21 protein-coding genes are annotated in these 24,254 nt (G+C 64.0%); 16 read left to right on the plus strand and 5 right to left on the minus strand.

What is annotated here, in order from left to right:
• Positions 1-37 precede the first annotated feature (37 nt).
• A complete protein-coding gene (locus ACFRAU_RS16930) occupies positions 38-1,519 on the plus strand; it encodes an NAD-dependent succinate-semialdehyde dehydrogenase (RefSeq protein WP_378000804.1) in 1,482 nt (493 codons plus the stop codon).
• Positions 1,520-1,702: 183 nt separating this feature from the next.
• A complete protein-coding gene (locus ACFRAU_RS16935) occupies positions 1,703-2,335 on the plus strand; it encodes a flavin reductase family protein (RefSeq protein ID WP_378000805.1) in 633 nt (210 codons plus the stop codon).
• 54 nt (positions 2,336-2,389) lie between these two features.
• Here ACFRAU_RS16935 and ACFRAU_RS16940 read toward each other — a convergent pair whose 3' ends face one another.
• Together ACFRAU_RS16940 and ACFRAU_RS16945 are read right to left on the minus strand one after the other, a co-directional pair.
• Positions 2,390-3,772, minus strand: coding sequence for an SLC13 family permease (locus ACFRAU_RS16940; RefSeq protein ID WP_378000806.1), 1,383 nt, complete (start codon positions 3,770-3,772; stop codon positions 2,390-2,392).
• Between the two features lie 10 nt (positions 3,773-3,782).
• Positions 3,783-4,601, minus strand: a complete 819-nt coding sequence (locus tag ACFRAU_RS16945) for an Asp/Glu racemase (RefSeq protein ID WP_377995579.1) — start codon at positions 4,599-4,601, stop codon at positions 3,783-3,785.
• 188 nt (positions 4,602-4,789) lie between these two features.
• On the opposite strand from ACFRAU_RS16945, the gene ACFRAU_RS16950 reads away from it, so the two are divergent.
• Complete coding sequence (locus tag ACFRAU_RS16950) at positions 4,790-5,575, plus strand: IclR family transcriptional regulator (RefSeq protein ID WP_378000807.1); 786 nt, start codon at positions 4,790-4,792, stop codon at positions 5,573-5,575.
• Between the two features lie 117 nt (positions 5,576-5,692).
• On the opposite strand, the gene ACFRAU_RS16955 is transcribed toward ACFRAU_RS16950, so the two are convergent.
• On the minus strand, positions 5,693-6,730 hold the full coding sequence (locus ACFRAU_RS16955) for a LacI family DNA-binding transcriptional regulator (RefSeq protein WP_378000808.1): 1,038 nt from the start codon (positions 6,728-6,730) through the stop codon (positions 5,693-5,695).
• A 366-nt stretch (positions 6,731-7,096) separates the two neighbouring features.
• Here ACFRAU_RS16955 and ACFRAU_RS16960 point away from each other — a divergent pair, with 366 nt between their 5' ends.
• The 9 genes from ACFRAU_RS16960 to ACFRAU_RS17000 all read left to right on the plus strand — a co-directional run bounded on the left by ACFRAU_RS16960 (position 7,097) and on the right by ACFRAU_RS17000 (position 18,150).
• Positions 7,097-8,188: a sugar ABC transporter substrate-binding protein gene (locus ACFRAU_RS16960; RefSeq protein WP_378000809.1), complete on the plus strand. Its 1,092-nt coding sequence runs from the start codon at positions 7,097-7,099 to the stop codon at positions 8,186-8,188.
• Between the two features lie 69 nt (positions 8,189-8,257).
• Positions 8,258-9,835 carry a sugar ABC transporter ATP-binding protein gene (locus tag ACFRAU_RS16965; RefSeq protein WP_378000810.1) on the plus strand — a complete coding sequence of 526 codons (1,578 nt, stop codon included), beginning with the start codon at positions 8,258-8,260 and terminating at the stop codon, positions 9,833-9,835.
• A gap of 39 nt (positions 9,836-9,874) precedes the next feature.
• Complete coding sequence (locus ACFRAU_RS16970; RefSeq protein WP_378000811.1) at positions 9,875-10,933, plus strand: ABC transporter permease; 1,059 nt, start codon at positions 9,875-9,877, stop codon at positions 10,931-10,933.
• A 62-nt stretch (positions 10,934-10,995) separates the two neighbouring features.
• Positions 10,996-11,946: an aldo/keto reductase gene (locus ACFRAU_RS16975; RefSeq protein ID WP_378000812.1), complete on the plus strand. Its 951-nt coding sequence runs from the start codon at positions 10,996-10,998 to the stop codon at positions 11,944-11,946.
• Positions 11,947-11,989: 43 nt separating this feature from the next.
• Positions 11,990-13,642, plus strand: a complete 1,653-nt coding sequence (locus ACFRAU_RS16980) for a GMC family oxidoreductase (protein ID WP_377995586.1) — start codon at positions 11,990-11,992, stop codon at positions 13,640-13,642.
• Between the two features lie 36 nt (positions 13,643-13,678).
• Positions 13,679-14,392: a gluconate 2-dehydrogenase subunit 3 family protein gene (locus ACFRAU_RS16985; RefSeq protein WP_378000813.1), complete on the plus strand. Its 714-nt coding sequence runs from the start codon at positions 13,679-13,681 to the stop codon at positions 14,390-14,392.
• A 149-nt stretch (positions 14,393-14,541) separates the two neighbouring features.
• A complete protein-coding gene (locus ACFRAU_RS16990; RefSeq protein WP_377995588.1) occupies positions 14,542-15,534 on the plus strand; it encodes a LacI family DNA-binding transcriptional regulator in 993 nt (330 codons plus the stop codon).
• A gap of 178 nt (positions 15,535-15,712) precedes the next feature.
• Positions 15,713-16,804, plus strand: coding sequence for a nitrilase-related carbon-nitrogen hydrolase (locus tag ACFRAU_RS16995; protein ID WP_377995589.1), 1,092 nt, complete (start codon positions 15,713-15,715; stop codon positions 16,802-16,804).
• A gap of 221 nt (positions 16,805-17,025) precedes the next feature.
• Positions 17,026-18,150, plus strand: a complete 1,125-nt coding sequence (locus ACFRAU_RS17000) for a Gfo/Idh/MocA family oxidoreductase (protein WP_378000814.1) — start codon at positions 17,026-17,028, stop codon at positions 18,148-18,150.
• 255 nt (positions 18,151-18,405) lie between these two features.
• On the opposite strand, the gene ACFRAU_RS17005 is transcribed toward ACFRAU_RS17000, so the two are convergent.
• Both ACFRAU_RS17005 and ACFRAU_RS17010 read right to left on the minus strand, forming a co-directional pair.
• Positions 18,406-18,693 (minus strand): hypothetical protein, encoded by a 288-nt coding sequence (locus ACFRAU_RS17005; RefSeq protein WP_378000815.1) that lies wholly within the window; start codon positions 18,691-18,693, stop codon positions 18,406-18,408.
• Positions 18,690-18,980 carry a Fic family protein gene (locus ACFRAU_RS17010; RefSeq protein ID WP_378000816.1) on the minus strand — a complete coding sequence of 97 codons (291 nt, stop codon included), beginning with the start codon at positions 18,978-18,980 and terminating at the stop codon, positions 18,690-18,692. Before ACFRAU_RS17010 ends, ACFRAU_RS17005 begins: the two co-directional genes overlap by 4 nt.
• Before the next feature lie 766 nt (positions 18,981-19,746).
• On the opposite strand from ACFRAU_RS17010, the gene ACFRAU_RS17015 reads away from it, so the two are divergent.
• The 4 genes from ACFRAU_RS17015 to ACFRAU_RS17030 all read left to right on the plus strand — a co-directional run bounded on the left by ACFRAU_RS17015 (position 19,747) and on the right by ACFRAU_RS17030 (position 24,249).
• Positions 19,747-20,130 carry a hypothetical protein gene (locus tag ACFRAU_RS17015; RefSeq protein ID WP_378000817.1) on the plus strand — a complete coding sequence of 128 codons (384 nt, stop codon included), beginning with the start codon at positions 19,747-19,749 and terminating at the stop codon, positions 20,128-20,130.
• 201 nt (positions 20,131-20,331) lie between these two features.
• Positions 20,332-21,648, plus strand: a complete 1,317-nt coding sequence (locus ACFRAU_RS17020; RefSeq protein ID WP_378000818.1) for an MFS transporter — start codon at positions 20,332-20,334, stop codon at positions 21,646-21,648.
• Positions 21,649-21,717: 69 nt separating this feature from the next.
• Positions 21,718-23,121: a glycoside hydrolase family 43 protein gene (locus ACFRAU_RS17025; protein ID WP_378000819.1), complete on the plus strand. Its 1,404-nt coding sequence runs from the start codon at positions 21,718-21,720 to the stop codon at positions 23,119-23,121.
• 150 nt (positions 23,122-23,271) lie between these two features.
• Positions 23,272-24,249 carry a glycoside hydrolase family 43 protein gene (locus ACFRAU_RS17030; RefSeq protein ID WP_378000828.1) on the plus strand — a complete coding sequence of 326 codons (978 nt, stop codon included), beginning with the start codon at positions 23,272-23,274 and terminating at the stop codon, positions 24,247-24,249.
• The last annotated feature ends 5 nt before the right edge of the window (positions 24,250-24,254 follow it).

Raw genomic sequence — 24,254 nt, forward strand, 5'->3', positions numbered from 1 at the left:
CCAACGCGGCGCCACAGAAGACATATTAGGGAGAAACATGACCATGGCCTTAGAACGTGAAAATGAAATATTGTCGGCTGTTCCGACCGGCCTGCTGATCAATGGCGAGTGGCGTCCGGCGGTTTCGGGCGAAACTTTTGAGGTTGAGGACCCTGCCACTGGCAAGATCCTGCTGTGCGTCGCCGACGCGTCAGCCGAGGACGGCGCCGCTGCCCTGGACGCGGCCGCCGCCGCCCAGGAGTCCTGGGCCAAGGTGCCGCCGCGCGAGCGTGGCGAGATCCTGCGCCGCGCTTTTGAACTTGTCACCGAGCGCGCCGAGGACTTCGCGTTGCTGATGACCCTGGAAATGGGCAAGCCGCTGGCCGAAGCCCGCGGCGAGGTCACCTACGGCGCCGAGTTCCTGCGCTGGTTCTCTGAGGAAGCCGTCCGTGCCTTCGGCCGGTACTCGGTCTCCCCGGACGGCAAGTCCCGTCTGCTGGTGACCAAGAAGCCTGTGGGTCCGTGCCTGCTGATCACGCCGTGGAACTTCCCGCTGGCCATGGCCACCCGCAAGATCGCCCCCGCGGTGGCGGCCGGCTGCACCATGGTCCTCAAGCCCGCGAACCTGACGCCGCTGACCTCCCACCTGTTCGCAGCCGTGATGCAGGAAGCGGGCCTGCCGGCCGGTGTCCTGAACGTCATCAGCACCACCAGCGCAGGCGCCACCACCGGCCCGCTGGTCAAGGATTCCCGGCTGCGGAAGCTCTCCTTCACCGGTTCCACCGAGGTGGGCCGCCGCCTGCTGTCCGACGCCTCCGAGACGGTCCTGCGGACCTCGATGGAACTGGGCGGCAACGCCCCGTTCGTGGTGTTTGAGGACGCCGACGTCGATGCGGCCGTTGCCGGGGCCATGCTGGCTAAGCTGCGGAACATGGGTGAGGCCTGCACCGCCGCGAACCGCTTCATCGTGCACGAATCCGTCGCCGACGAATTCGCGGAGAAGTTCGCCGCGAAGATGAAGGAGATGACCACCGCCCGCGGCACCGAGCCCGAGTCCAAGGTCGGCCCGCTGATCGACGCGAAGAGCCGGGACAAGGTGCACGAGCTGGTCACCGATGCCGTTGCCTCCGGCGCCACGGCAGTGGTGGGCGGCGCCCCCGTCGAGGGACCCGGGTACTTCTACCAGCCCACCATCCTCAAGGGGGTCACCGAGGGAACCCGGATCCTGTCCGAGGAGATCTTCGGCCCCGTCGCCCCCATCATCACCTTCTCCTCCGAGGACGAGGCCGTCCGCCTGGCCAACAACACGGAGTACGGGCTGGTGGCCTACGTCTTCACGAAGGACCTGAACCGCGGCATCCGGATGGGCGAGCGGCTCGAGACCGGCATGCTCGGCCTGAACGCCGGCGTCGTCTCCAACGCCGCGGCACCCTTCGGCGGCGTCAAGCAGTCCGGCCTGGGCCGTGAAGGCGGCCTGGAGGGCATCGAGGAATACCTCTACACGCAGTACATCGGCATCGCCGACCCCTACGCCGGCTGATTTCGCCCTGCCCCCGCCAGCCGGCGGGGGCAGACCTTCCGGCAGGGGGCGACCCGACAACCGTTTACCTTCGGCAAACCTTGAGGGACTCGGGATGGGCTGTGGACGGGAAAGCCGAATGCTCTCGAGCCCGAATGTCTTCGGGATACCTTCGCCGTTGTGTTGCCTGCGTAGGCTGAAGTCATGCGAAAAGATTTTGATCCCGGCGAACTGTCTTCGCGGGACTTTTACCGGCTGTTGACAGCCGTTGTTGTTCCCCGGCCGATTGCGTGGGTCTCGAGCAGGTCGGCTGAGGGCGTGGACAATCTCGCTCCACATTCCTTCTTTACTGTTGCATCAGTGGATCCGCCGATCGTCCAGTTCACCTCGGTGGGGGAGAAGGATTCGCTGCGTAACATCCGCACGCGGGGAGAGTTTGTGGTGAACCTGGCACCTGCCGCGCTGATGGCCGAGGTGAATGCCACGGGCACGAATTTTCCACCGGACGTGAGTGAGTTCGACGCGGCCGGCCTGACACGGGAAGCAGGGAGCACTGTCGGCGTGGCCAGGGTCGCTGAGTCGCCGGTGGCCCTGGAGTGCCGGCTGCACAGTACGTTGCTGATCGGTGACTGTGTTTTGGTGTTCGGGGAGGTCACCCATGCCGTGGTTGATTCGGGCGTTCTGGATGGCAGCCACCCGCGGATCGACCTGCTGGAGCCGCTGGCACGGTTAGGGCTCGATGAGTGGGGCACCACGGGGTCGGTCAGGGAAATGAAGCGGATCCGCAGGGACGATTGGCCTGGCGGATTCCGCCTGCAGGACCGCTCGGAGGACTGAGCCGTTGCGGGGTGCCTGTATGGTCCCGGGCACCCCCGCAACGGGGCTTGTTGGTTAGCCGAGGCCGAGCTGGACGAAGATGACCCAGACGAGGAGCGGCACCATACCGATCATCGCGATCGCCCAGAGCAGCAGGGCCCGGAAGAACATCCGCTCATCCTTGGGCTGGGCGCTGGCCATGAGCAGCGCCCCGCTGGTGGACATCGGGCTGACGTCCACCACGGAGGAACTGATGGCGATCGCCGTGATCACGCCGATGGGGGAGAGCACCGGATCCATTGCGATGGGAGTGACAATCGGACTGATCACTCCAAGAGTGCCGGTAGTGGAGGCGAAGGCGGAGACGACCGCGACCACGTAGCTGGCGATCAGGGCGGCAAGGGAACTGTCGCCCAAACCGGCGATACCTGCCTCCAGTTCCTTCAGGGCTCCCATTTCTTCGAGCAGGCCCACATAGGTGACGATACCGGTGACCAGAATGATGGCGGACCAGGGCATGCTCTCCACGGCAGGCTTCTGCACGCCTGGCTTCACGCAGATCAGCACCAGGGCGACGACGAGCGAAGCCACTCCGACGTCGATGCCCATAACCGTCGTCAATACCAGCAACCCTCCCAGGCCGAACAGGGTCAGGACCCGTATCGGTGTTGCGGCGACCTTGATGGGGCCCTGACGCGAAGCCGGGTCGGTGGCCACCTGCGCCGGTGCTGCAACGGTGAGCACCGAGGTCCCCGGGCCGCCGGCAGTGCTCCGGTCCGCCCCGGGACGTACGGGGTCCTGGCTGGCATCGGCTCCGGTCGCGGCCGATTCATCACCGCTTTCCCGTGCAGCGCGGCGTTTCATGATCCACTGCACAAGGACGTAAGCGAGGACCGCGAGGACGGCGTTGAACACGAAGCAGTAAACGTACAGCTTCAGGGAATCGGCGGATGCTCCTGCCTCATCGAGCATGACATTGGCGAGGACGCCGAAGGGGTTGACCGGTGAGAATGCGCCGGCGTTTGCACCCTGGACGATGACCAGGCCCATGGCCAGCGTACTGATGCCGAACCGGAGACCAAGCGCCAGGGCCACCGGAGCGACGATCGCGATGGCGGCCGGCGTGAAGGCCCCTGCCGAGGCGAGAACGGCGGTCAGAAGGAACATCAGGATGGGAACGAGCACCTTCCGGTTGCCGGCGAGGCGCTCGGCCCAGTAGGCGAGCAGGTCGATGGTGCCGTTGATCCTCACGATGGCGAAGAGCAAGGTGGCGCCGACGAGGATGAAGAACAGGCCGGCCGGGAACTGGCCGATGACTTCCTTGATGGGCATGCCTACGAGCATGGTGCCGACGCCGAAGGCGGCAACTAGGGCAATCAGTCCGGCATTGATCCTGGTGAACGAACCGATGGCAAAGGCGGCCACAAGGATAATGAACGCGATAAGGGAGATGGACATGGGGGTCCGCTTAGATCGTCGCGCCGGTCAGGGCGCGCGTTCCCGAGAGCAGGCTGCCGGCACCCGCAATAGCCGGAGCGTGCCCCAGGGCTTTCAGGATCTCGTACGTCGTTGCCGTCGCCGCGGTGATGACCGGCAAACCGAGTTCATCTTCAACAGCCTGGACCGCCGGGAGTGAAGGCATCTGGACGCAGGCGGAAAGAACAATGGCCTGCGCGCCTTCGCGCTTGAGGTTACGCGCGATACCCGGCAGATTCTGCGGGTCCAGGCAGCCGACTGCCAGGTTGTCGGCTACTTCGAGACTGGTTGCGTCCAGGACCGTGATTCCGGCGCCCTCGATGTACTCGACCACCATCTGGGTCAGCGGCTTCATGTACGGGGTGATCATGGCAACCTTCCGGACGCCCATCTCCTGAAGGGTTCGTACCAGCGCTCCGGCGCTGCTGGTGACCGGTGCCGGATGCCCGTTCCCGGCTGCAGCAGCGGCGATGACCTCTTCGGACCCGGCATGGGCTCCCGGCCCCTGCGCCATGACAGCCACGAGGCAGGCGTAGGCGATGACGTCCACGTCGGCGTCCGACACGGCTTCGGCGCAGCCCGCAGCCTTGCCCACCATCGCCAGAAGCTCTTCACGGTTGACGTTCTTCATGCCCGCCCTGGCGGAGTGGAAGGTGTACTTGTGCCCGGTGGCCTCGGACTGGCGGCGGAAGAGCTCGGGCAGCTCGGTTTCCATGGTGGTGTTCGAACTGGGAACGATCAGGCCGACGCGGGAGGCGCCGGGACGCTTGGGCTCGGCGGCAATTTCACAGGTGACTTCAGGGGTGCTCATCGTTTTCTCCACGACGTTGTGCTGACAGGAAAACCCACAATCCGGGTTGATGTCCCATGATGTGGGTTCAGCGGCCGGAATGTCAAACAGATCACACGGCGCCTCAGGGAGAGCCGCCGGATCATCGCTTCCGGTCTGTCTAGGATGGAATCCCCGCAGGGTGCGGAATAAGGGCAGAAGGGATCACCGTGTCATCGGACCAGGGCTCAAGCTCCTCACCTCTTCTGGTGCTTCACAAGGTCGCCGAGATTCTGGACTGTTTCTCAGTCGGCGAACCCGAGCCGACCCTCCAGCAGATCATCCGGCAGACCGGACTGCCCTCCAGTACCTGCCAGCGGCTCGTTCAGAACATGGTCCGGGAAGGATTTCTGGACCGGGACGGAGACCGGTACCGGATCGGGATCGGCATGGTCCGCTGGGCCGCGCCCGGCACCCTTGGGCTCGACCTCGTCAAGCTGGTCAAGCCCGTGCTGCAGCAACTGCGCGACGAGACAGGCGAAAGTGCATGCCTCTACGTCAGGGACGGGGCATTCCGAACGGTGGTCGCGGTTGCAGAAACCCGCCACGTGGTAATGCGGCCTTTCATGGTCGGAATGGTGATGCCCCTTCACGCCGGAGCTCCTGGCAAAATTTTTCTCGCGTATGACCCGGACGCCTGGAGTTCGTTGGGGGAAGCGGAATTGAGCCGCTACACCCCTGCCACCCCCGGCACCCTCGAGCTACTCCGGGCGCAGGCGCAGGCAGCCCGGGAGCAGGGTTACTACGCAGCCTTCGGTGAGCGCAACGAAGACGTCGGATCGGTCAGCGCACCCGTTTTTGACCATACCGGCCGGCTCGCCGGTGTGCTGGGACTGGGATTTCCCACTCAGCGCATAACGCCCGGTGACGTGCCCAGGCTGGGTCCCATCGTGGCGCGTGCCGCCGCCGCCGCCAGCAACGCGCTGGCCTACCAAAATGTGACGCATAAGGACTAGGGGCAGTCTGTCCGCCGTCCCGGGTGTTTGTCCTGGGTGTGTACTGTCTGCCGTTGCTCCGGCAAAGGTGCTGGCGGAAGCGGAAGTACTGCCCCGTAAGCCGAGGGTTGCGAGATTTCATGTCTTCGGGTGGGCTGTGCTTTGGCGGACCACGAGTTGGGCCGGGACGAGGGTGATGCCGGGTCCGGTGGTGTGGGTGCGGAGTTCCTGGAGGATGTTGTCGACGCAGCGTTCGCCGATGTCGGCGAAGTTCTGGTGGACGGTGGTGAGCGGGGGAGTGTAGGAGGAGGCTTCGGGGACGTCGTCGAAGCCGACCAGGCTGATGTCTTCGGGGACGGATTTTCCTTTTTCGCGGAAGGCCCGGAGCAGGCCGAGGGCCATGTGGTCGTTGGCGGCGAAGACGGCGGTGCAGCCGGGTTCGTCGGCGAGCCGGAGCCCGGCGGCGTAGCCGGAGTCGGCTGACCAGTCGCCGCGGAGTACCGGGGGGACGGGCTTCCCCGCGGCGGTGAGGGTGGTGCGCCAGGCGGCGGCGCGGCGTTCGCTGGCGAAGGATTCTTCGGGGCCGGCGACGTGCCAGACCGTCTCGTGCCCGAGGTCCAGCAGGTGCTGGACGGCCTTGTGGGCGCCGTCGGCCTGGTCGGTGTCCACCACGCTGTACTGTTCGCCAGCGTCGGAATCCACGACGACGACCTTCACTCCCGGGGGCAGCGTCACTGTCGCTGCGTCCAGGAGGTGGACCTCCATGATGGCGATGACTGCGTCGACGGCGAGTTCCCCCATCCGGGAGAACGCGCCCTGGATCCCGGCCTGGGTGGGGGCGGTGACCGGGATGAGAGTGATGGCGAAGTCCTGCCGGGCCGCGTGGAGCGCGATGGCCTCCAAGGTGCGCATGTTCCCCAGCGAGGACAGCGAGAACGTGATCACGCCGATGGTCCGGAAGCTGCCGCGCTTAAGCGCCCGGGCCGCGCTGTTGGGCCGGTAGCCCAGCTCGTTCATGGCCGCAATAACGTGCCGGCGGGTGACGTCGCGCACCTCGGGGCTCCCGTTGGCAACCCGCGACACGGTCTGGGTCGAGACTCCTGCCAGCACGGCGACGTCCACAATCGATACGCGGTTGTGGGGTGCCTCAGCACGGCTATTGCCTGCATTTTTCATTTCGGTTTCCGCGGGAAGCCTGTCGCTTGGCGTCATGGCAGTACGTGACCGGCCTGTTCCTTCAACCGGGTCATGCCAACTGGATCTGAACACATCTTTCCTGCCTTGTTGCCAGGGCCGCTTCGACGGCACCGAGGGGAACAACCGTGATTCGAGTTAGCGATAAATCAGCACCTTAACCAAGCGTGTCGCGCTCGAGCGCATCGGATCTTCCCCCATTTTGAGCGGTTTTTGGAGGAAAAGCCAGTGATCCATCTATTTCTAACAAATTTTCGGAAAGGTCTTGATAGTGCGCTAACTCAGCCTGTAACTTATCTCACTAAGCCCCACAGTCGGGGCGGTCACGAACACGAGGGAGTGTTGTTCATGCAGAGAATTGGAACTGGAAGCCGTCGAAACAAAAGGCTTGCCACAGCGGCACTGTGTGCTTCCATCCTGACGGTCGGCACGCTCGGGCTGGCCGGCTGCAAAGGTGGCGCCGCCGCGGACGGCGGGGCTGAGAAAGCCTCCGGCAAGGGGCTGGTTATCGGCTGGAGCCAGCGCGGCATCAGCGGCAGCGACTGGTGGAAAACCCTCGTTGAGGGCGGCCAGGCTGAGGCCGGCAAGGTCGGGGCGCGGCTTGAACTCCTGGACGCCAATGGCGACACTGTGCGGCAAAATGCCGATGTCCAAACCCTGATCACCAAGGGCGTTGACGTCGTCGTCATGAATCCGAATGACCCGATCGGGGTCGGCCCGTCAATTCAGGCATTGAAAGACGCGGGCATCCCGGTTGTGACAGTCAATTCGAGTGTAGATAAGTCTCTGGTTCCGGACATGTTCTGCTACGTCGCGGAGGACCAGGAGCAAACCGGTTCGCTCGCGGGCAAGGTGGCTGCACAGCGGGCACTTGAGAAGTTTGGGGACAAGGGGAAGATCAAGATCGTCGGGATTGGAGGCTTCCCGGGCGATGTGCTGAGCGACCTTCGGTTCAATGGCTTCCTGACGGGCTGGAACAGCGTCATGCAGAAGCATCCAGGCGTCACCACCGTGAAGCTTGACACCAAGTACGGGGAGTGGAAGCCGGACAAGGCCCTGGCGCCGATCCGTGATGTCGCCACGGCCAATCCCGACCTCAAGGTCATCTACAGCATGAGCGATGTCATGCATGGCGGCATCGTGCAGGGCCTGCAGCAGGCCGGCCTGTGGGGGGATGGGATCATCATGGCCAGCTATGACGGCGGCATGGGAGCCATCAAGGAGATGGTGGACAACCCAAAGGGACCTCTGCAGGCGGACGCGTCCAACCAGCCGTGGGACCAGGGAGCTGCAGCCGTGCGCATGGCAGTTGCCGCTGCCCAGAGTGACCAGTCCCAGTGCCCGGGCAAGACCAAGTACATCGATACGACCGTGGTCACGCCCGCTGACGCGGCCAAGTACTACGTCCCCGGCGACACCTACGTCCGCGCCAAGGACTAAACCTGCAGGCCCGGACAGCAATCTACAGCCGGCCCGTTCGGCCCCGAAAGTCCCAGATAAGGAACATCTATGTCCGCCAACAATCAGGCACCGGTGACATCAGCCACCGGGACCGCGGGAGAATCCCTTTCAAGTGCCCCAGAGCTCGAACTCGAGGGCATCACCAAGTCTTACCCTGGCGTGAAGGCGCTGAAGGGCGTCAGCTTCAGCGTCGGCCGCGGATCGATCCATGCGTTGGCCGGGCAGAACGGGGCCGGCAAGTCCACGCTCGTCAAGATCCTTTCCGGCGCCGAACCCCCGGACTCCGGGGGCATCCGCCTGGGTGGTGAGCTCCAGCGTTTCCGGGATCCAATGGATGCCCAGCAGGCTGGTATTCACACCATCTACCAGGAACTCTCGCTCGTTCCTTCCCTGTCCGTGGCCGAGAACATTTTCCTGGGCCAGCTGCCACTGCGCGGCGGGGCGGCGGTGGACTGGCAGCGGATGCAGGCGCAGGCACGGGCGGCCCTGGACCGGGTGGGTTTCGACCTTGACGTGCGCCGCCCCGTCGGCAGCTACTCCACGGCAGAGCAGCAGGCGGTGGAACTTGCCAAAGCGCTGCACAAGGACGCACGGGTCCTTCTGCTGGACGAGCCGACATCTACGTTGCCGATGCCCGATGTCGAGCGGCTCTTCACCGTCCTGCGGTCCCTGTCGGAGCAGGGCGTGACGCTGCTGTACATTTCCCACCGTATGGATGAGCTCTTCTCGCTCTGTGATGCAGTGACCGTGCTGCGCGACGGTGTGAACGCCGCGGATCTGAAGACGGCGGACTCCAAGCCCTCCGACGTCGTCACCGCGATGGTCGGGAAGAGCCTTGAAGGATCGATTGCCGACGCGGCATTGCGTGGAGAACGCTCGCCGCGCCTCGGTCCCGGCCCCCGGGAGAGGGTCATCCTCTCCACCCGTGACCTCTCGGAGCAGGGGTACGTGGACAAGGTGTCGTTCGAACTGCGCGAGGGCGAGGTCCTCGGACTCTCCGGGCTGATCGGCAGCGGCCAGTCAGAACTGGCTGGCCTCGTTGCGGGTGCGCGGCGGCGGACCTCCGGAGAGATAAGCGTCGACGGGCGGACGGTGGACTTCCGTGCGCCGCGGGACGCGATCCGCCGCGGGATCGGGCTGCTGCCGCAGGACCGGAAGGCCGCCGGCTTCATCCCTGACATGGGTGTGGCCGGCAACATTACCCTGGCCAGCCTGCCGCAGTTCAGCCGGCTGAGCGTGATCCAGTCACGGCGGGAACGCAGCACCGCGGCCGACATGGTCGACCGCCTCGGCATGAAAGTATCCGGGGTGACCCAGCCCCTGAAGACACTAAGTGGCGGGACCCAGCAGAAAGCCATCCTGGCCCGGTGGCTTGTCCGCCAATCACGCATCCTCGTGTGTGACGAACCGACCCGCGGAGTGGACGTCGGGGCTAAGGAAGACATGTACGAGCTCATTCGCGAATTCGCGCAGGCCGGAGGAACCGTCGTAGTGGCGAGCTCGGAGATCACCGAGGCGATGATGTGCGATCGCGTCCTCGTCTTGGCCCGTGGCCGAGTCGTCGCAGAACTCGACCACGACGACATCGACCCCTCCGGCAACGCCATCCTCGAGCGCTTCGCCTGACGGCGCCCATCCACCAGACTTCTATCCAGGAGAACAACCATGTCCCGGACCCTGTCGCCCCTGCCTCAGCGCAGTGACACCACGTCCCCATCCCCGAGTATCGCCTCGCGCCTGCGGGGCAGCGCCCTGCGCGCCCTGCCAAAGAGCTACCTCATCCTGGTGCTCCTCGTGATTATCGCGGTCGGCTATTACGTATCGGACGACTTCCTGACGTTCCGCAACGCCGAAAACGTGATTACGGCCGCCGCGATCGTCGTCGTGCTCGCGATCGGCCAATACTTCGTCATCCTCACGGGCGGCATTGACCTCTCCGTAGGCTCGATCCTGGCGATGTCCACGGTCCTTACGGCACTGACCTTGCAGGCCGGAATGCCCGCCGGCGCGTCTGTCGTGTTCGTGCTTGCCTGCTGCGCTCTTGCCGGACTGATCAACGGCGTCCTCGTCGTGTGGTTGAATATTCCCCCGTTCATCGCGACGCTGGCCATGATGAGCGCCGTCAAGGGCTTCAGCTACATTATCCAGTCAACAAGCCTGATCGAGATCCGCGACCAGGGGCTCATTGAGGCCTTCTCCCGCGGCAGCTTTCTCGGCATCCGCAACCCGGTTCTGATCTTCATCATCGTTGCCGTGGCCGCCGCCCTCGTAGCCAAGTACACGACGTTCGGCCGCTCGCTCTACGCCATTGGCGGCAACCCGGAGGCCTCACGGCTTTCGGGCCTGCCGGTCGCCCGGAACCTGATCGTCACCTACACCATCTCCGGCGTTCTGGCGGGCCTGGCAGGGCTGGTCGCCGCCGCCCAGCTGCGGCAGGGAAGCTCCCTCATCGGCGTAGGTTACGAACTGGACGCCATTGCAGCCGTCGTCGTGGGCGGCGCCTCCCTGATGGGAGGCAAGGGCGATCCGCTGAACGCAGTGATCGGCGTGTTCATCCTGACGACCATCATCAACATCATGAACCTCGTCGGGATCTCCTCCGAGCCGCAGCTGGTGATTAAGGGCGCAGTGATCATCCTCGCCGTCTTCCTCTCCAGCGCAGGCGGCGTCCAGAGGATCTCCGGCTTCTTCTCCAAGCATTTCCGGCGAAGCCAGGCCGCCTAGAACCCGGGCCGATTTACCCGCCTACCCACCTTCAACCCATTCAGCTTCAGAAAGCAGGAATCATGTCCATTCGCCCCTTCGGCCGCACCGGTCTGACGGTCTCCGATATCTGTGTCGGCACGAGTGCGCTCGGCAGCTTTCCCGCCCAGTACGGTTACGAGGTCGATGAAGACACCGCCGTCGCCACGATCCACCGCGTCTTCGACGGGCCCTTCACCTTCATCGACACGTCCAACGAGTACGGCGGAGGTGCAAGTGAAGAGCGGATTGGCCGGGCGATCGCCGAGCGCGGCGGCATCCCCGAGGGACACGTCGTCGCCACGAAGGTTGACCCGGTTCCCGGCAGCACCGACTTCTCTGGTGACCGCGTCCGCAGGTCCGTCGAGGAAAGCCTCGAGCGCCTCGGCCTCGACCAGCTCCAGCTCGTCTACCTGCACGATCCCGAGAAGATCCCGTTCGAGGAGGGAGTGGCCAAGGGAGGCCCGCTCGAAGCCCTCATCGACCTCCGGGACCAGGGTGTTATCCAGTACCTGGGCGTCGCCGGGGGCCCCATCGATCTGGAACTGCAGTACCTTGCGACGGACGCGTTCGATGCCGTGATCAGCCACAACCGCTACACCCTCGTGGAACAGACCGCCGAGCCGCTCCTGGAGGACGCAGCCCGCCGCGGCGTCGCCTTTGTCAACGCCGCCCCGTTCGGCGGCGGGATGCTCGTCAAGGGACCGCGGGCCGTCCCGCGCTACTGCTACGCACCTGTCGACCAAGCGACCATCGACCGTGTCCTGCGCATGGAAGCGTTGTGCGGGCAGCACGGCGTCCCACTCGCCGCAGCTGCCCTGCAGTTCTCTGTGCGCGACGAGCGCGTGGCGTCCACCATCGTCGGAATGTCCCGCCCGAGCCGCATCGAAGAAACCCTCGGTCTGCTCAACCATGACATCCCGCAGGAACTCTGGGACCAGCTACTGCCTCTTGCAGGCGCCGGCCGGAACGGCATCGAAGCCGTGACGGTCTGACAGCCGGGGCGCGAAGCAGGAATTTACGAAAGGAACCAAAATAATGACCAGGAAGAAGCAGCCCGAGCCGGTCGATGTCGTCATCGTCGGCGCCGGCGCCGGCGGGGCCACCGCGGCAAAGGTGCTGTCCGAGGCCGGCCTGAAGGTAGTGGGCCTGGAACGGGGGCCATGGCTGAAGCCCGAGCACGCATCGGGAGACGAGCTGAAGTTCCTCAACCGGAACTTCATCTGGCAGGACCCGAAGGTCAAGCCGCGGACCTACCGCCCCAACGATAAGGTCGAGGCGGAAATCACGAACTTCTCCGCCACGCCGCAGGTCGTCGGCGGCGGCACCACCCACTGGGGTGGCATGGTTCCGCGCATGGCCGAGAGCGATTTCAAGCTGCGCAGCCTGCACGGTGATGTTCCGGGCGCGAGCCTGGTCGACTGGCCAATCTCCTATGACGAGCTGGAACCGTATTACACGCGCGTTGAGTGGGAGTTCGGCACGTCGGGCCTGGCGGGGGCGAACAAGTGGGAGGCCTGGCGCAGCCGCGGCTACCCGACCAAGCCGTCACCGCTGAGCCAGATCGGGCGGACCTTCGCCACCGCGATGTCCAAGCTCGGCCATGGCACCTTCCCGATGCCGCAGGGCATGGTGACCGAACCCTATCGGGGCCGCCAGCCCTTCAGTGAGAACGGCTTCTGGCAGCAGTACCCGGACCCGGGCAGCGGCAAGTCATCGACGCTGATCAGCTTCATTCCGGACGCGGTCGCGACCGGGCGCTATGACCTCCGCTCCGACTCCTATGTCAGCGAGATCCTCGTCGGCAAGGACGGCCGCGCCACCGGTGTCCGCTACCAGGACGAAGACGGCGACGAGTTCGTCCAGCACGCGAAAGCCGTGATCGTCTGTGGCGGCGGCATCGAGACCCCGCGCCTGCTGCTCATGTCGAAGTCCGGGCTCTTCCCGGACGGCCTCGGCAACGGCAACGGCATGGTCGGTAAGAACGCGACCTTCCACCAGTACTCCTTCTCGGTTGGCTTGTTCGACCGTGAAGTCAGCGACCCGCTGTACGGGTGGGCGGGCCACTACATGAGCCTGTGCTCATTCGACTTCTACGAGACGGATGAGAGCCGCGGCCACATCCTGGGGTCGCTGATCTTCCCTTCGATGATCGGCCACCCCGTGAACTGGAGCTTCCCCGGCCGGCCGACCTGGGGCCAGGCGGCCAAGGACGCGGACCGTGAGTTCTTCAACCACAGCATGAAGATCGGGGTCTTGCTGCATGATTTGCCGGTTGAGGACAACCGCGTCGATCTTGACCCGAACGTTAAGGACGCCTGGGGTCTGCCGGTAGCCCGTATTACCCACACGCCCCACTCCAACGACTTCGCCCAGGAACGGTGGCAGGTTGCCAAAAACGGGGAGATCCTCGAGGCCGCGGGGGCGAAGAAGGTCATTCCGGTCAACATGGAGCGGATCACGGGCAACACCTCCCACGAACTGGGCACCGCCCGCATGGGCAATGATGCGGCAACATCCGTCGTCGACCGCTGGTGCCGCTCCCACGAGGTACCCAATCTTTACGTTTTCGACGCGAGTTTCTTCCCGACCGCGACCGGTATCAACCCGGCCCTGACGATCATGGCGAACGCCTGGCGGTGCTCTGACCGGATCCTTCAGGTCGACCGCCACGGCTGGTCCGAAAACTGATTCACCCTTCACAGGACACGAAAGGACAGATCTCACATGGGACAGGCGGAATGGGCTACGGTGCCCATCTCAACCCGGGACGTCGACGGCCCGGTCTTCTTCACCGAGCACGAGTGGAAGACGATCGAAGCGGCTTCGGCCCGGATCATCCCCACCGACCACCACCCGGGTGCGCGTGAGGCCACGGTGGTGCGCTTCATCGACCGGATGCTGGCGGGTACGCAGTTCATCTTCCCGGCCGCGGACGGCCTCGGGTTCCTCCGGATGGAGGGCCGCGACGAGGCCGCGTGGCAGGAACGCATCAGGCAGCGCCGGGAGTTTTACCGCGAGGGCGTCGTGGAGTTGGACCGGCTGGCCAAGGAGCGCGCCGACGTCGAGTTCATCGAACTCCCGGCAGGGGACCAGGACGCGGTGCTCGAGACACTATCGGGTGCGGCGAAGCCAGACGCATTCTCGCTGCAACACTCCGAGACCGGTCTTGGGGGCGCGCCGGCAGGAAACCAACCGGTCAACGAGGACTTTCTGGAGTTCTTCCCGCTGCTAGTGCTCAACACCCGTCAGGGGTTCTACGGCGACCCGGTGTACGGGGGCAACGAGAACCGCGTCGGGTGGGGTGTCATTGGCTTCGATGGGCCCCCGTCGCTGGCATCAACCATGGACGGCAGCTACACGACCCGGAAGTACATGGTGGAGGGGGCAGAGTGGCCATACGACCAGCATCCCGAAGTCCTGCGCTACCGGCGCCCGTGACAGTTGACGCGCCGACCGGCGCCGCGCTGCGGGGCCGGTCGAGGGTGACCGGGGATAATGGAGTGGTGTCCACGACCCCAGCGCCCTCGGAAACCCGTACCTCCAACGGTCGTGGGGAGCGGCTGGCATCCAGGTCAAAGGCCCCCCGGATGTCCGACGTTGCCAGGCTCGCCGGCGTGTCGCAGCAGACGGTGTCACGGGTTGTCAGGGGGGCATCCAATGTGGATCCGGACATCCGCCAACGGGTCGAGCAGGCCATTGCACAACTGCGGTACCGGCGAAACCCGGCGGCCGCGGCTCTCGCCAGTAACCGGACCATGACGATCGGCGTTGTCAGCTTCGAACTGTCGGTCCTGGGGCCAACGGTGGCCTTATACGGTATTTCCGAGGAGGCCCGGCAACACGGCTATGCGACGCGTTTAGTCACGCTGGCAAGTCTCCGCCGGGACGATATCCGGGCCGCTTTCGAGTCCATCAACTCGGACACGGTTGACGGCGTCATCGTACTCGCGCCTCTCCTCGATGCCATAACGGTTCTTGAGGGCCTCGACATCGGCGTTCCCGTGGTCACATTCCAGCAAGGATCGCAGCCGAGTCCGACCAGCGTCTCCGTTGACGAAGTGCGGGGAGCACGGATGGTGGTGCGCCACCTGCTGGACCTCGGGCACGAAACAGTGTGGCACGTCCAAGGCCCGCCGGGCTGGATGGCAACATCCTCCCGCGTCCAGGGCTGGGCAGCGGAACTGGGGGCGGCTGGACGCTTCGTTCCGACCCCGCTCCCAACGTCCGACTGGTCAGCCGCCGAGGGGTACCGCGTCGGCCGTGAACTTGCCGCACGGAAGGACGTTACGGCGGTCTTTGCCGCCAACGACCCCTTCGCGCTGGGTGTAATCAAGGCCATGGACGAGGCCGGGCGCAATGTACCAGGCGACGTCAGCGTTGTGGGCTTCGATGATGTCAAAGAGGCCCCGTTCTTTCGGCCGGCATTAACCACGGTGAAGCTCGATTTCGAAGCCATCGGCCACATCGCTGTAACCCGCATTCTGGCCATGATCAAAGAAGAGGCAGAGGGAAACATCCCCCTGCTGGAACCGCGCCTCATACTCCGCGACACCACAGCATCACCCCGAAGCCAGCGCTGACACCAACCGCGCCGGCTGACTACACCCATACCCAGGCTGGACACCCCGCCTGCATAAACGGGCTTTAGCCCACCTCCTGAAAAGCAAAGACCTCAGGTCTTGCAATTCCCTACCTAACCGGAATACCGTGAGTTAGCGCTAACTCGGGTACTCGAAGAAGAGAAAAGAGAGAAAAACAATGGTCGATCCATTTGTCGTCGTAGCGGTTTCGCCGCGGACCATCAATGTGAAAAATCCCGGCGACGGCGTAGCCAACGTCAAACGCATCAACGAATTCATCGACACGGCAGTCATGGTCGGGGCCTGGGAGGGCTCTCCGGTCAAGCTGGTCGTCCTGCCCGAAATGGCGATCCAGGGCATGATCGCCAACACGCCCGGGAACCGGGAGAAGGAGCGCCACTTTGCCGTGACGATCCCGGGGCCGGAGACGGACGAGCTGGCGAAAAAAGCGGTGGAACTCAACACCTACATCGCTGCCGAGCTGTACATGGTCAAGGACGAGGACTTCCCGGACCGCCACTTCAATGTCGCCTTCATCATCGATCCGCAGGGCGAGATCATCTACAAGCGCTACAAGGCCACCAGCGATGCCTACGAAGGCGGCATGCTCGGCAACATGAACCCGCACGACGTGTGGGATGAGTGGATTGAAAAGAAGGGAAACGGCAACGCAATGGACGCCATCTTCCCGGTGGCGAAGACCGAGATCGGCAACATCGGCTACGCCATCTGCCACGAGGGTGTCTACCCCGAGGTGCCGCGTGGGCTCGCGATGAACGGCGCCGAGATCATCATCCGGGGCACGCTGATCGAGCCGGCCGTCCAAAACGGCATGTGGGAACTGCAGAACCGGGCGCACGCCATGTTCAACTCGGCGTACGTCGTCGCTCCGAACCTGGGGCCCGAAGTCCGTGAGGACGGAAGCATGCAGGACCTGTTCGGCGGCCAGTCCATGATCGTCGGTCCGCGGGGGCAAATCCTGACCAAGCAGCAGGGCTGGACCTCGGGCGACTCGTTCGTCTGCACCACGATCGACATCGAGGCGCTCCGCCGCGCCCGTGTCGCGAACGGCCTGTACAACCAGTTCAAGGACCTGCGCACCGAGCAGTACCGGGTCATCTACGACAACCCGATCTACCCGAAGAACCAGTACCTCGATGCACCGCCGAGCGAAGGCTGGCTGGGCCGGGAAGACTCAACACGGGCCGCCAATATCGAAAAGCTCATCGAACGCGGTGTTCTCACCCCGCCATCCGGCTACAAGGCCTAACGTGGGGGAATTGGCCGGGGAACACGTCGCGTGGACCCCGGCCAATTCCACGATGGCGGCCATGCCCGTTGGAGACCGGGCAAGCGGCGCCACGATATGGAATACAAAGCCACTCGTGCCGGCGGCTTCGCCGTCCGGAGCCGGCGCCGGTCGAAGCCGGACCGAGACAAAGGGGAGGCGGCTTTGCCTGTGTTCACCATCCGACCGAAAGAGGATGCTCAATGACCCGCCAGCCGCTGATCGGCGAAGACCACGAATCAGGGCCGAAAGAAGCAACAGCAAGTGACAGGCTTTCACTGCGGGCCGCTATTCTCGGCTTCGGGATATCCGGCCGTGTCTTCCATGCCCCGCTCATTCAGGCAGACGATTCCTATGTTCTGGAAGCCATCGTCACTTCAGACCCAGAAAGGACTATGGCTGCCCGGGCAAGTTATCCGCGTGCCCGGATCATTCCCACCGCTGAGCAACTGTTTGCCAAGGTAGATGAAGGGGAACTGGTCCTGGATGTTGTCGTCATCGGCACACCTCCCCTCAACCACAAGCAGCTGGCCAAGGCAGCCCTGGAACGGGGCCTGCATGTCGTCGTCGACAAACCGTTCGTCCCGTGCTCTGAAGATGGTGAAGAGCTTATTGCCGCGGCGGCTGAGGCCGGCCGGTGCCTGACCGTGTTCCAGAATCGGCGGTGGGATGGTGATTTCCTTACCCTCAAGCAGCTGATTCGCGACGGAGCGCTCGGCAACGTCCGCACCTTTGAATCCCGCTTCGAATGGTGGATGCCGGATGGGTTCCGGAACTGGCGGGACACGGCCCTGCTGGCTGAGGGAGGGGGGATACTCCACGACCTCGGCGCGCACCTGATCGACCAGGCCATCCAGTTGTTTGGCCCGGTCGCCGAAGTCTACGGGGAAACCGCCCGTCATGTCGGTCCCGATAAGTCCGATGCAGACCAGGATGCCTTCCTCTCGCTTCTGCACCGGTCCGGAACGCGATCCCGTCTGTGGATGAACGGTGGAGCTGCCCGGCTGGGTCCCCGTTTCCACGTCCTGGGCTCCCAGGCCGCCTACACGAAATGGGGACTTGACGGACAGGAAAAGACGCTGGGGGAGGGCATGCTCCCAACCGATCCTGAATACGGTCTTGAATCCCCGGAAACATGGGGGACATTAGGCGTGCCTGGATCCTTTCGGGATGAGCCGACCCGCCGGGGCGACTATCCGCAGTTCTATGCGCAGCTGGCGCATGCCTTACAAACGGGGAGCGCTCCACCTGTTGATCCCAGCGACGCTGTTGAAGTCCTCAAAATCATCGAGCAGGCTCGCCGATATGGAGATTTCGTCAACCAATAACCGCTCGAGTGGGTCAGCATTTGCACGTCCCTGAACGTGAGCGGCTCCCAGGGGTAGACACAACTCCGGTCCTTTCCACTGGGGCAAGGGGGTCTTCGGCGGGGCAGCGCGCCAGCGCTCACCGCTTTGATCAGGTGCCGACCTCCGCTTGTGCCAGTCGAGCGTAAAGCCTGTCCACCTCGTCGAGTACCTCTGTCGCCGCCCAGGCGCGGTTCCTCTGCGAGGTAGTGATTTGGGTGATGACCCCGGCCTTGGTCAAACGCTCCAGGGCACCGTAACGGACCTCTCCTCGACGCCGGCGACGTACGCGGCACTTTTCGCTTCGAAGACGGGCCCTTCCAGCAGCCACGGGATGATCTTCTCGTCCGCGGAGTTCTTTCTGGGGCGGGCAAGCTCCAGCCACATACCCGGCAGGGCGTCCAGGGCTTTGACGGACTCCGCCGCCGCTTCGGACGCGTGGACGGCACATCGGGCCAGGCACAGGACGAACGGATCAGCTTCCCCGTCGCGGTAGTTATTGACCAGGCTGAAGTACTTGTTCACGTCGGCGACCATGGCTGAGGAATAGGTGTGACAGTGTTTTTGGTCAGCCTTCGGCGCCGCGAGATCGCGCCGATCAGGGCCCGACCGATGCGGCCATTGCCGTCGGTGAAGGGGTGGATGGATTCGAATTGGGCGTGGGCGATCGCTGCCTGGGCCATGATCGGAACGTCGGTCCGGTTGCAAAAGGCCATCAGATCGGCCATGAGATCCGGCACCAGCTCTGGTGGAGGCGGGACGTGGATGGCACCGTGTGGGGAGTAGTCACTGCCCCCGATCCAGTTCTGCACATCCCGGATCTTGCCCGCATGGACCGCATCGACCGGTCGTCCTTCATCAGTGCATGATGGGCTGCGAGTGTGGCCTCCATCCTGATCCCGCCCGTCGTTCCCGCATCCGCAATCATCGTCTGCACAGCCTCGGCAGCGGCAACCATGGACTTGGCATTGTCACTTGCCTTGAGCCCGATCATTGCTTTGGCATAATCGTTCCGGCTGGCGTCCAACTGTTCGATTTTCGAGGAGGACACTGCCTCGCCGCGCAGAAGAAAGCCGCTGATGGCAGCCATCTTGGAACCGGCCGTTACATCGAGTGAAGCGACAGCGACAGCAGCCTCTTCCAGGGCAACGATCGTCTCGCGCCCGGCTCAAACCAGCACTCAGCGATTTTTGGAGGGACAGACGCCGTAACCTCGGTAAATTCACGGTCCTCCCGCGGCGGCCTGCCCTGGGATTTCCATGGCATAACCGTGCTGCCGTGTGACGGCCAATCGCTCATGACGTCCTTCCAGAAACCCTGAACAAGCAAGCTAATATTCAGGGTTTAGCTCTCAAATATGAATACTGTTGCTCCTATTCATGGATGATTGCGCGCTTCAGCGCCGACGATGATGACGATGACGGTGGCCGCCACAGTAGCGGTGACGCCGCCTGCCGGGGGGCGGTATACTCCGACCCCCTCTTCTCAGAAACCACTGCACATCGGCCCCGTGACGCTCAAGGCACGCTTCAACGCCTCTCCACCCACGGCGTCTACGACCCCGCTACCCTGGAGGCAATGACGCCTGACCCGCTGCGGGCGGAGGAGATTACTTCCGCCTGGCCGCTGGGCGGCATCAATGCCCTGGCGGTACCCGGCGTCGAATCCATCTGCTGCTTCAAAGCCAGCGGGCCCAGAGGTCTCGTCACGGCAGAAGGAGCCGCTACGCCCGCGCTCGAGATCCTGGCAAAACTGGCCACACTGCGCGGTGCGGATGTGCTGCACGTGGGAGGAGGCGTTCCCGGTCTCGTGCTCTATCCGGTGGCATCCGGCTTCAGGGTGCTGCTCTTCACCGCCGACCTAACAACACAGCCACTGAAGACCGCGGTCAAACGTGAAGACGGCCGAACGCGGACCCTCGATATGCCAGCCTGGTCGGCCCTCACCCGGCCGCTCAGCTGACCTAAACCCCGAAAAGAGGAACCCATTTCAGCCGTCACGCTTCTCCATGCGCTCAACCTCCCGGCTTCGGCGCCGTCCCTCTTGGCGGTTCATCTTACATCTGTAAGCATTTAACTTAACAAGTGGTCGGCAACCTGCTAGTGTCCATGCACAGAGCGCTAATCGGGCGCTCACGCATCGTCCCAGCAAAGGCGCTTATTGATGTCCCCCTATCCCCGGCAGAGCTCACGTGAGTCTGATGCCGTTGTTGAAACTTTGTCGGCAGAGAACCCGCGGGCCCTGCACTGGTCAAATCCCGGCGGCCTCTACCTTTTCGGTCTGGCGTTCGCAGTTGTCGGCACTTTCGCGGCTGCCCTCACGGCCGCCGTCCTGACGCTGTCGCTGAAATCGGCGAGCATCAGTCCGGATGATGCGACAACTGTTTTGTCGGTCGCGGTTGGAACCGCCGGATTGGTAACCTTGATCGCCTACCCGCTGTTCGGCCGTATCAGCGACCGGACCACGGGCCGCCTTGGGCGTCGTCGCCCATTCCTCATCCTGGGTGCGGTCCTTATCGGAGGCGGATCCGTGCTTCTGGTGCTCGCATCGGACACCGCGATGCTGACGATCGGCAACGTGGTGCTGGCTACCGGTGCCTCTGCTGTCGTGGTCGCGGCCACCGCGACAGTTGCCGAACAGTTTGAACCCTCGCGCCGGGGCCTCCCATCCGCGGTACTGGGCCTTGGTACGCCGGCCGGGGCACTGCTGGGGCTCGTTCTTGCCCAGTCCGTTTCCAGGTCACTGCCGTTGATGATTCTCGTGCCAGGTGCTGTTGGCGTTGCCGGGGCAATAGTCTTCGCGTGCATATTGAAGGACCGTTCCATCTCGACCTCAGAGCGGCCTGCACTGCGCCGCTCTGATTTGTTCGGCACCTTCTGGGTGAACCCGGCTAAGGCACCGGACTACGCCTGGGTTTGGTTCAGCCGGCTGCTCATTTTTCTCGGGATAGCGGCGATTAATGCCTATCAGGCCTTTTATCTCATCATCCATCTGCACGTCAGCCCGGAAGGAGTGGGGGGTGCGATTCTCCTGGGAACTGCTGTGCTGGTCGGTGTTTCCCTGGTCTTCGCCCCTCTCATGGCGAGAATCTCCGATCGCATCGGCCGACGGAAGCCGTTCGTGATCGTTTCGGCTCTCATCTTCGCGGCGGGTCTGGGCATCCTTGCGACGGCCAGCACCTTCCCGGGATTCCTGATCGCTATCGCGGTTCTTGCCGTCGGTCAGGGCGTCTACCTGGCGGTAGACATCTCTCTCGCCACCCAGGTTCTTCCGGACCCCAAGTCCCCGGCGAAAGACTTGGGCATTCTGAACCTCGCCAACCAGCTGCCTTCGTTTATCGTCCCTGCCGTGGCTCCGGCACTCCTGACTATTGGAGCTTCCGCTGAGACCCCCAAAAATTTCACGTCTTTGTTCCTGGCGGGAGCAGTCTCGGCCCTGGTCGGGGCGCTGCTGATCCTCCCCGTCCGGACGGCCCGCTAGGCCCTCTCGAGGCGGACGTTCCTCCCCAACCCAATACGAGTCTGTTCCACTACGACCGAGAGCCTTGCAATGTCACACTTTTCAAACCCTGCCATAGCGGGATTCAATCCCGATCCGAGCGTCGTCCTGGCCGATGGCCTGTACTACCTCGCGACGTCCACGTTCGAGTACTTACCTGGCATCGCGCTGTACAGCAGCACGGACCTGACCAGCTGGATACCGATCGGTCACGTGATCACCCGTGCCGAGCAAGCGGACCTTTCGATGGTGCGTACCCCGGGCGGCGTGTGGGCGCCCACGATCCGCCACCACGACGGAACGTTCTTCGTGATCGTCTCCATCATGTTCGGCTCGCGCGGCTGCGTCGTCTACAGCGCGGACAGCCCGACCGGGCCCTGGTCGAAAGGTGTGGAAATTCCCGCCGTCGACGGATACGACCCGGACCTTGCATGGGACGACGAGGGCGTCGCTCACGTCACCTTCGCGAAGATGGGTGCCGGCATACAGCAGCTGACCGTCGACCTCACCACCGGTCGAGCGCTCGAGGCGGCCCGACCAATGTGGTCGGGTACCGGCCTGCACGCCCCCGAGAGTCCCCACCTCTACAAGCACGGCGAGTACTGGTATCTGCTCATCGCCGAAGGCGGCACCGAGAGAGGACACGCCGTCAGCATCGCCCGTGGCTCTTCTGCGCGGGGACCGTTCGTTGCGGACACCGCGAACCCGATCCTTAGCGCGCGAAGCACTGACTGTCCAATCCAAAACACCGGCCACGCGGATCTCGCAAGTACTCCTGACGGGGGCATTGCGCTGGTGTTGCTCGGCGTACGACCGCTTGGATTCACCCGGTCATTCTCACCGTTGGGGCGTGAAACCTTTATCACCGACGCCAAGTGGGTCGACGGCTGGATCCGGCCCAGTCTCCCGGTGCTGCACCCGCCTGCCTCCGCCGATACCGAACACTTTGACCTCAGTGACCCGGAAGCACTGCACGACCCCGGCTGGATCGGCGCGCGCCGGCATCCGCGAGACATCATCGCGACCCCGGTCACCGGCCGTTCGCTGGTTTTGACAGGAGACGGGAGCACTCTCAAGGACCCCTCGCCCACTTTCGTCGGCCGTCGCCAGGTCAACCTCAACGCAACCGTGTCCACGCGCGTCAATGCTTCCGCCGGGCGTGGCGGGCTGGCCGCCCGCCACTCCGAAGCCCACTGGTTCGCCGTGGAAGCCGAAGGCAACGGCACCAAGACCCGCCTCACGGCTCGGGCGGCCCTGGCGGGGATCGACACGGAGTGGCACGGCGAGCTTGATGGCAACGACATCGAACTCCGCATTGAGAGCAGCAGCCCCGGAGCTGACCCAGCCGCAATGGCCGCCCTTGTTGTGGGAGGCGACCGCATCAGGCTCCTTGCCTCCAACGGGCACGACGAGATCCAGCTTGCCGAGCTGGACGGACCGTTACTGGTGCTTTGAGACCACGGAATCCTTCACAGGCAGAGTCGTCGGTCTGTATGCCGTCAGCGGCGATGTCGAATTTCACCACTTCACTTATCGAGGAACCTCATGACCCTGAAGACACTCCATCGGAACCACGCACCGGGCATAACCCTCGCAGAGATCCGGATGCGGGACCCCTTCATTCTTGAAAGCCCCCCGGGGAAATTCGTGCTCTACGGAACCACCGACGAAAATCCATGGGGTGGGCCGGCTGCCGGGTTCGATTGCTATACCAGCGAGGACCTCCTCACGTGGAGCGGGCCGGTTCCTGCCTTCCGGCCACCGGCCGGTTTCTGGTCAGACACCCAGTTCTGGGCTCCCGAGGTGCACCCCCATGATGACCGGTTTTACATGTTCGCGTCCTTCGCGGACTCCGCAGGCGCACGTGCGCGGGGAGTGGCGGTGCTCGTATCGGATGATCCGACGGGACCGTTCGAGCCTTGGAGCGACGGTCCCGTCACTCCCTCCGCCGATCCCTGCCTCGATGGAACCCTGCACATTGATTCGGACGGTCATCCGTGGCTTATCTACGGCCGCGGCGCGGAAGGAAGCCCTGGTGGAGAAGCGGGAATCTCGGATGGGGAAATGTACGCGCTGCAGCTCTCTTCCGATTTGAAGGCACCGGCGGGTGAGCCTTATCTGCTTTTTAGAGCGTCGTCAGCTTCCTGGAGCGAACCGATGAGGTTTCCCGAGGGAGTCCAGCCGCCGCCGGGGCTGAACCTCGCGAAGGAGCCGCGCTTCACAGACGGGCCCTTTGTGGTGCAGTCGCCGGGTACACCCCTGAGGATGCTGTGGTCCAGCCATGGGAAGAACGGCTACACACTCGGTGTCGCCACTTCCACCACCGGCCTGATCACCGGACCCTGGGTTCAGCAGGACGAAGTGCTCTGGGCCGGTAACGGCGGGCACGGAATGATCCTTTCCGCGGGCGGGCGGAACTGCCTCGTCTTTCACACGCCCAATGACACCCCGCATGAACGCGTCACCCTTGTTGAGGTCGATATCACCTCAGAGGGCATCACCTTGTCCGGCGGTGCCGGTGAAAGTCCCGAAGGCCCAACAACCGGGGCTCTGCCGCCTCGGCCGTTCGGCCTACCACGCTGATGCAC

It is taken from the genome of Arthrobacter sp. NPDC056691 (assembly GCF_042791415.1).
Taxonomy (GTDB): domain Bacteria; phylum Actinomycetota; class Actinomycetes; order Actinomycetales; family Micrococcaceae; genus Arthrobacter.

Bases quoted from the DNA above. Each gene is read 5' to 3' on its own strand.
- ACFRAU_RS16985 (WP_378000813.1), top strand. From the start codon at position 13,679: ATGGGACAGGCGGAATGGGCTACGGTGCCCATCTCAACCCGGGACGTC.
- ACFRAU_RS16995 (WP_377995589.1), top strand. From the start codon at position 15,713: ATGGTCGATCCATTTGTCGTCGTAGCGGTTTCGCCGCGGACCATCAAT.
- ACFRAU_RS16990 (WP_377995588.1), top strand. From the start codon at position 14,542: ATGTCCGACGTTGCCAGGCTCGCCGGCGTGTCGCAGCAGACGGTGTCA.
- ACFRAU_RS16970 (WP_378000811.1), top strand. From the start codon at position 9,875: ATGTCCCGGACCCTGTCGCCCCTGCCTCAGCGCAGTGACACCACGTCC.
- ACFRAU_RS16940 (WP_378000806.1), bottom strand. From the start codon at position 3,772: ATGTCCATCTCCCTTATCGCGTTCATTATCCTTGTGGCCGCCTTTGCC.
- ACFRAU_RS16960 (WP_378000809.1), top strand. From the start codon at position 7,097: ATGCAGAGAATTGGAACTGGAAGCCGTCGAAACAAAAGGCTTGCCACA.
- ACFRAU_RS16965 (WP_378000810.1), top strand. From the start codon at position 8,258: ATGTCCGCCAACAATCAGGCACCGGTGACATCAGCCACCGGGACCGCG.
- ACFRAU_RS16930 (WP_378000804.1), top strand. From the start codon at position 38: ATGACCATGGCCTTAGAACGTGAAAATGAAATATTGTCGGCTGTTCCG.
- ACFRAU_RS16975 (WP_378000812.1), top strand. From the start codon at position 10,996: ATGTCCATTCGCCCCTTCGGCCGCACCGGTCTGACGGTCTCCGATATC.
- ACFRAU_RS16980 (WP_377995586.1), top strand. From the start codon at position 11,990: ATGACCAGGAAGAAGCAGCCCGAGCCGGTCGATGTCGTCATCGTCGGC.
- ACFRAU_RS17000 (WP_378000814.1), top strand. From the start codon at position 17,026: ATGACCCGCCAGCCGCTGATCGGCGAAGACCACGAATCAGGGCCGAAA.
- ACFRAU_RS17015 (WP_378000817.1), top strand. From the start codon at position 19,747: ATGACGCCTGACCCGCTGCGGGCGGAGGAGATTACTTCCGCCTGGCCG.
- ACFRAU_RS17020 (WP_378000818.1), top strand. From the start codon at position 20,332: ATGTCCCCCTATCCCCGGCAGAGCTCACGTGAGTCTGATGCCGTTGTT.
- ACFRAU_RS16935 (WP_378000805.1), top strand. From the start codon at position 1,703: ATGCGAAAAGATTTTGATCCCGGCGAACTGTCTTCGCGGGACTTTTAC.
- ACFRAU_RS16945 (WP_377995579.1), bottom strand. From the start codon at position 4,601: ATGAGCACCCCTGAAGTCACCTGTGAAATTGCCGCCGAGCCCAAGCGT.
- ACFRAU_RS17030 (WP_378000828.1), top strand. From the start codon at position 23,272: ATGCGGGACCCCTTCATTCTTGAAAGCCCCCCGGGGAAATTCGTGCTC.
- ACFRAU_RS16955 (WP_378000808.1), bottom strand. From the start codon at position 6,730: ATGAAAAATGCAGGCAATAGCCGTGCTGAGGCACCCCACAACCGCGTA.
- ACFRAU_RS17025 (WP_378000819.1), top strand. From the start codon at position 21,718: ATGTCACACTTTTCAAACCCTGCCATAGCGGGATTCAATCCCGATCCG.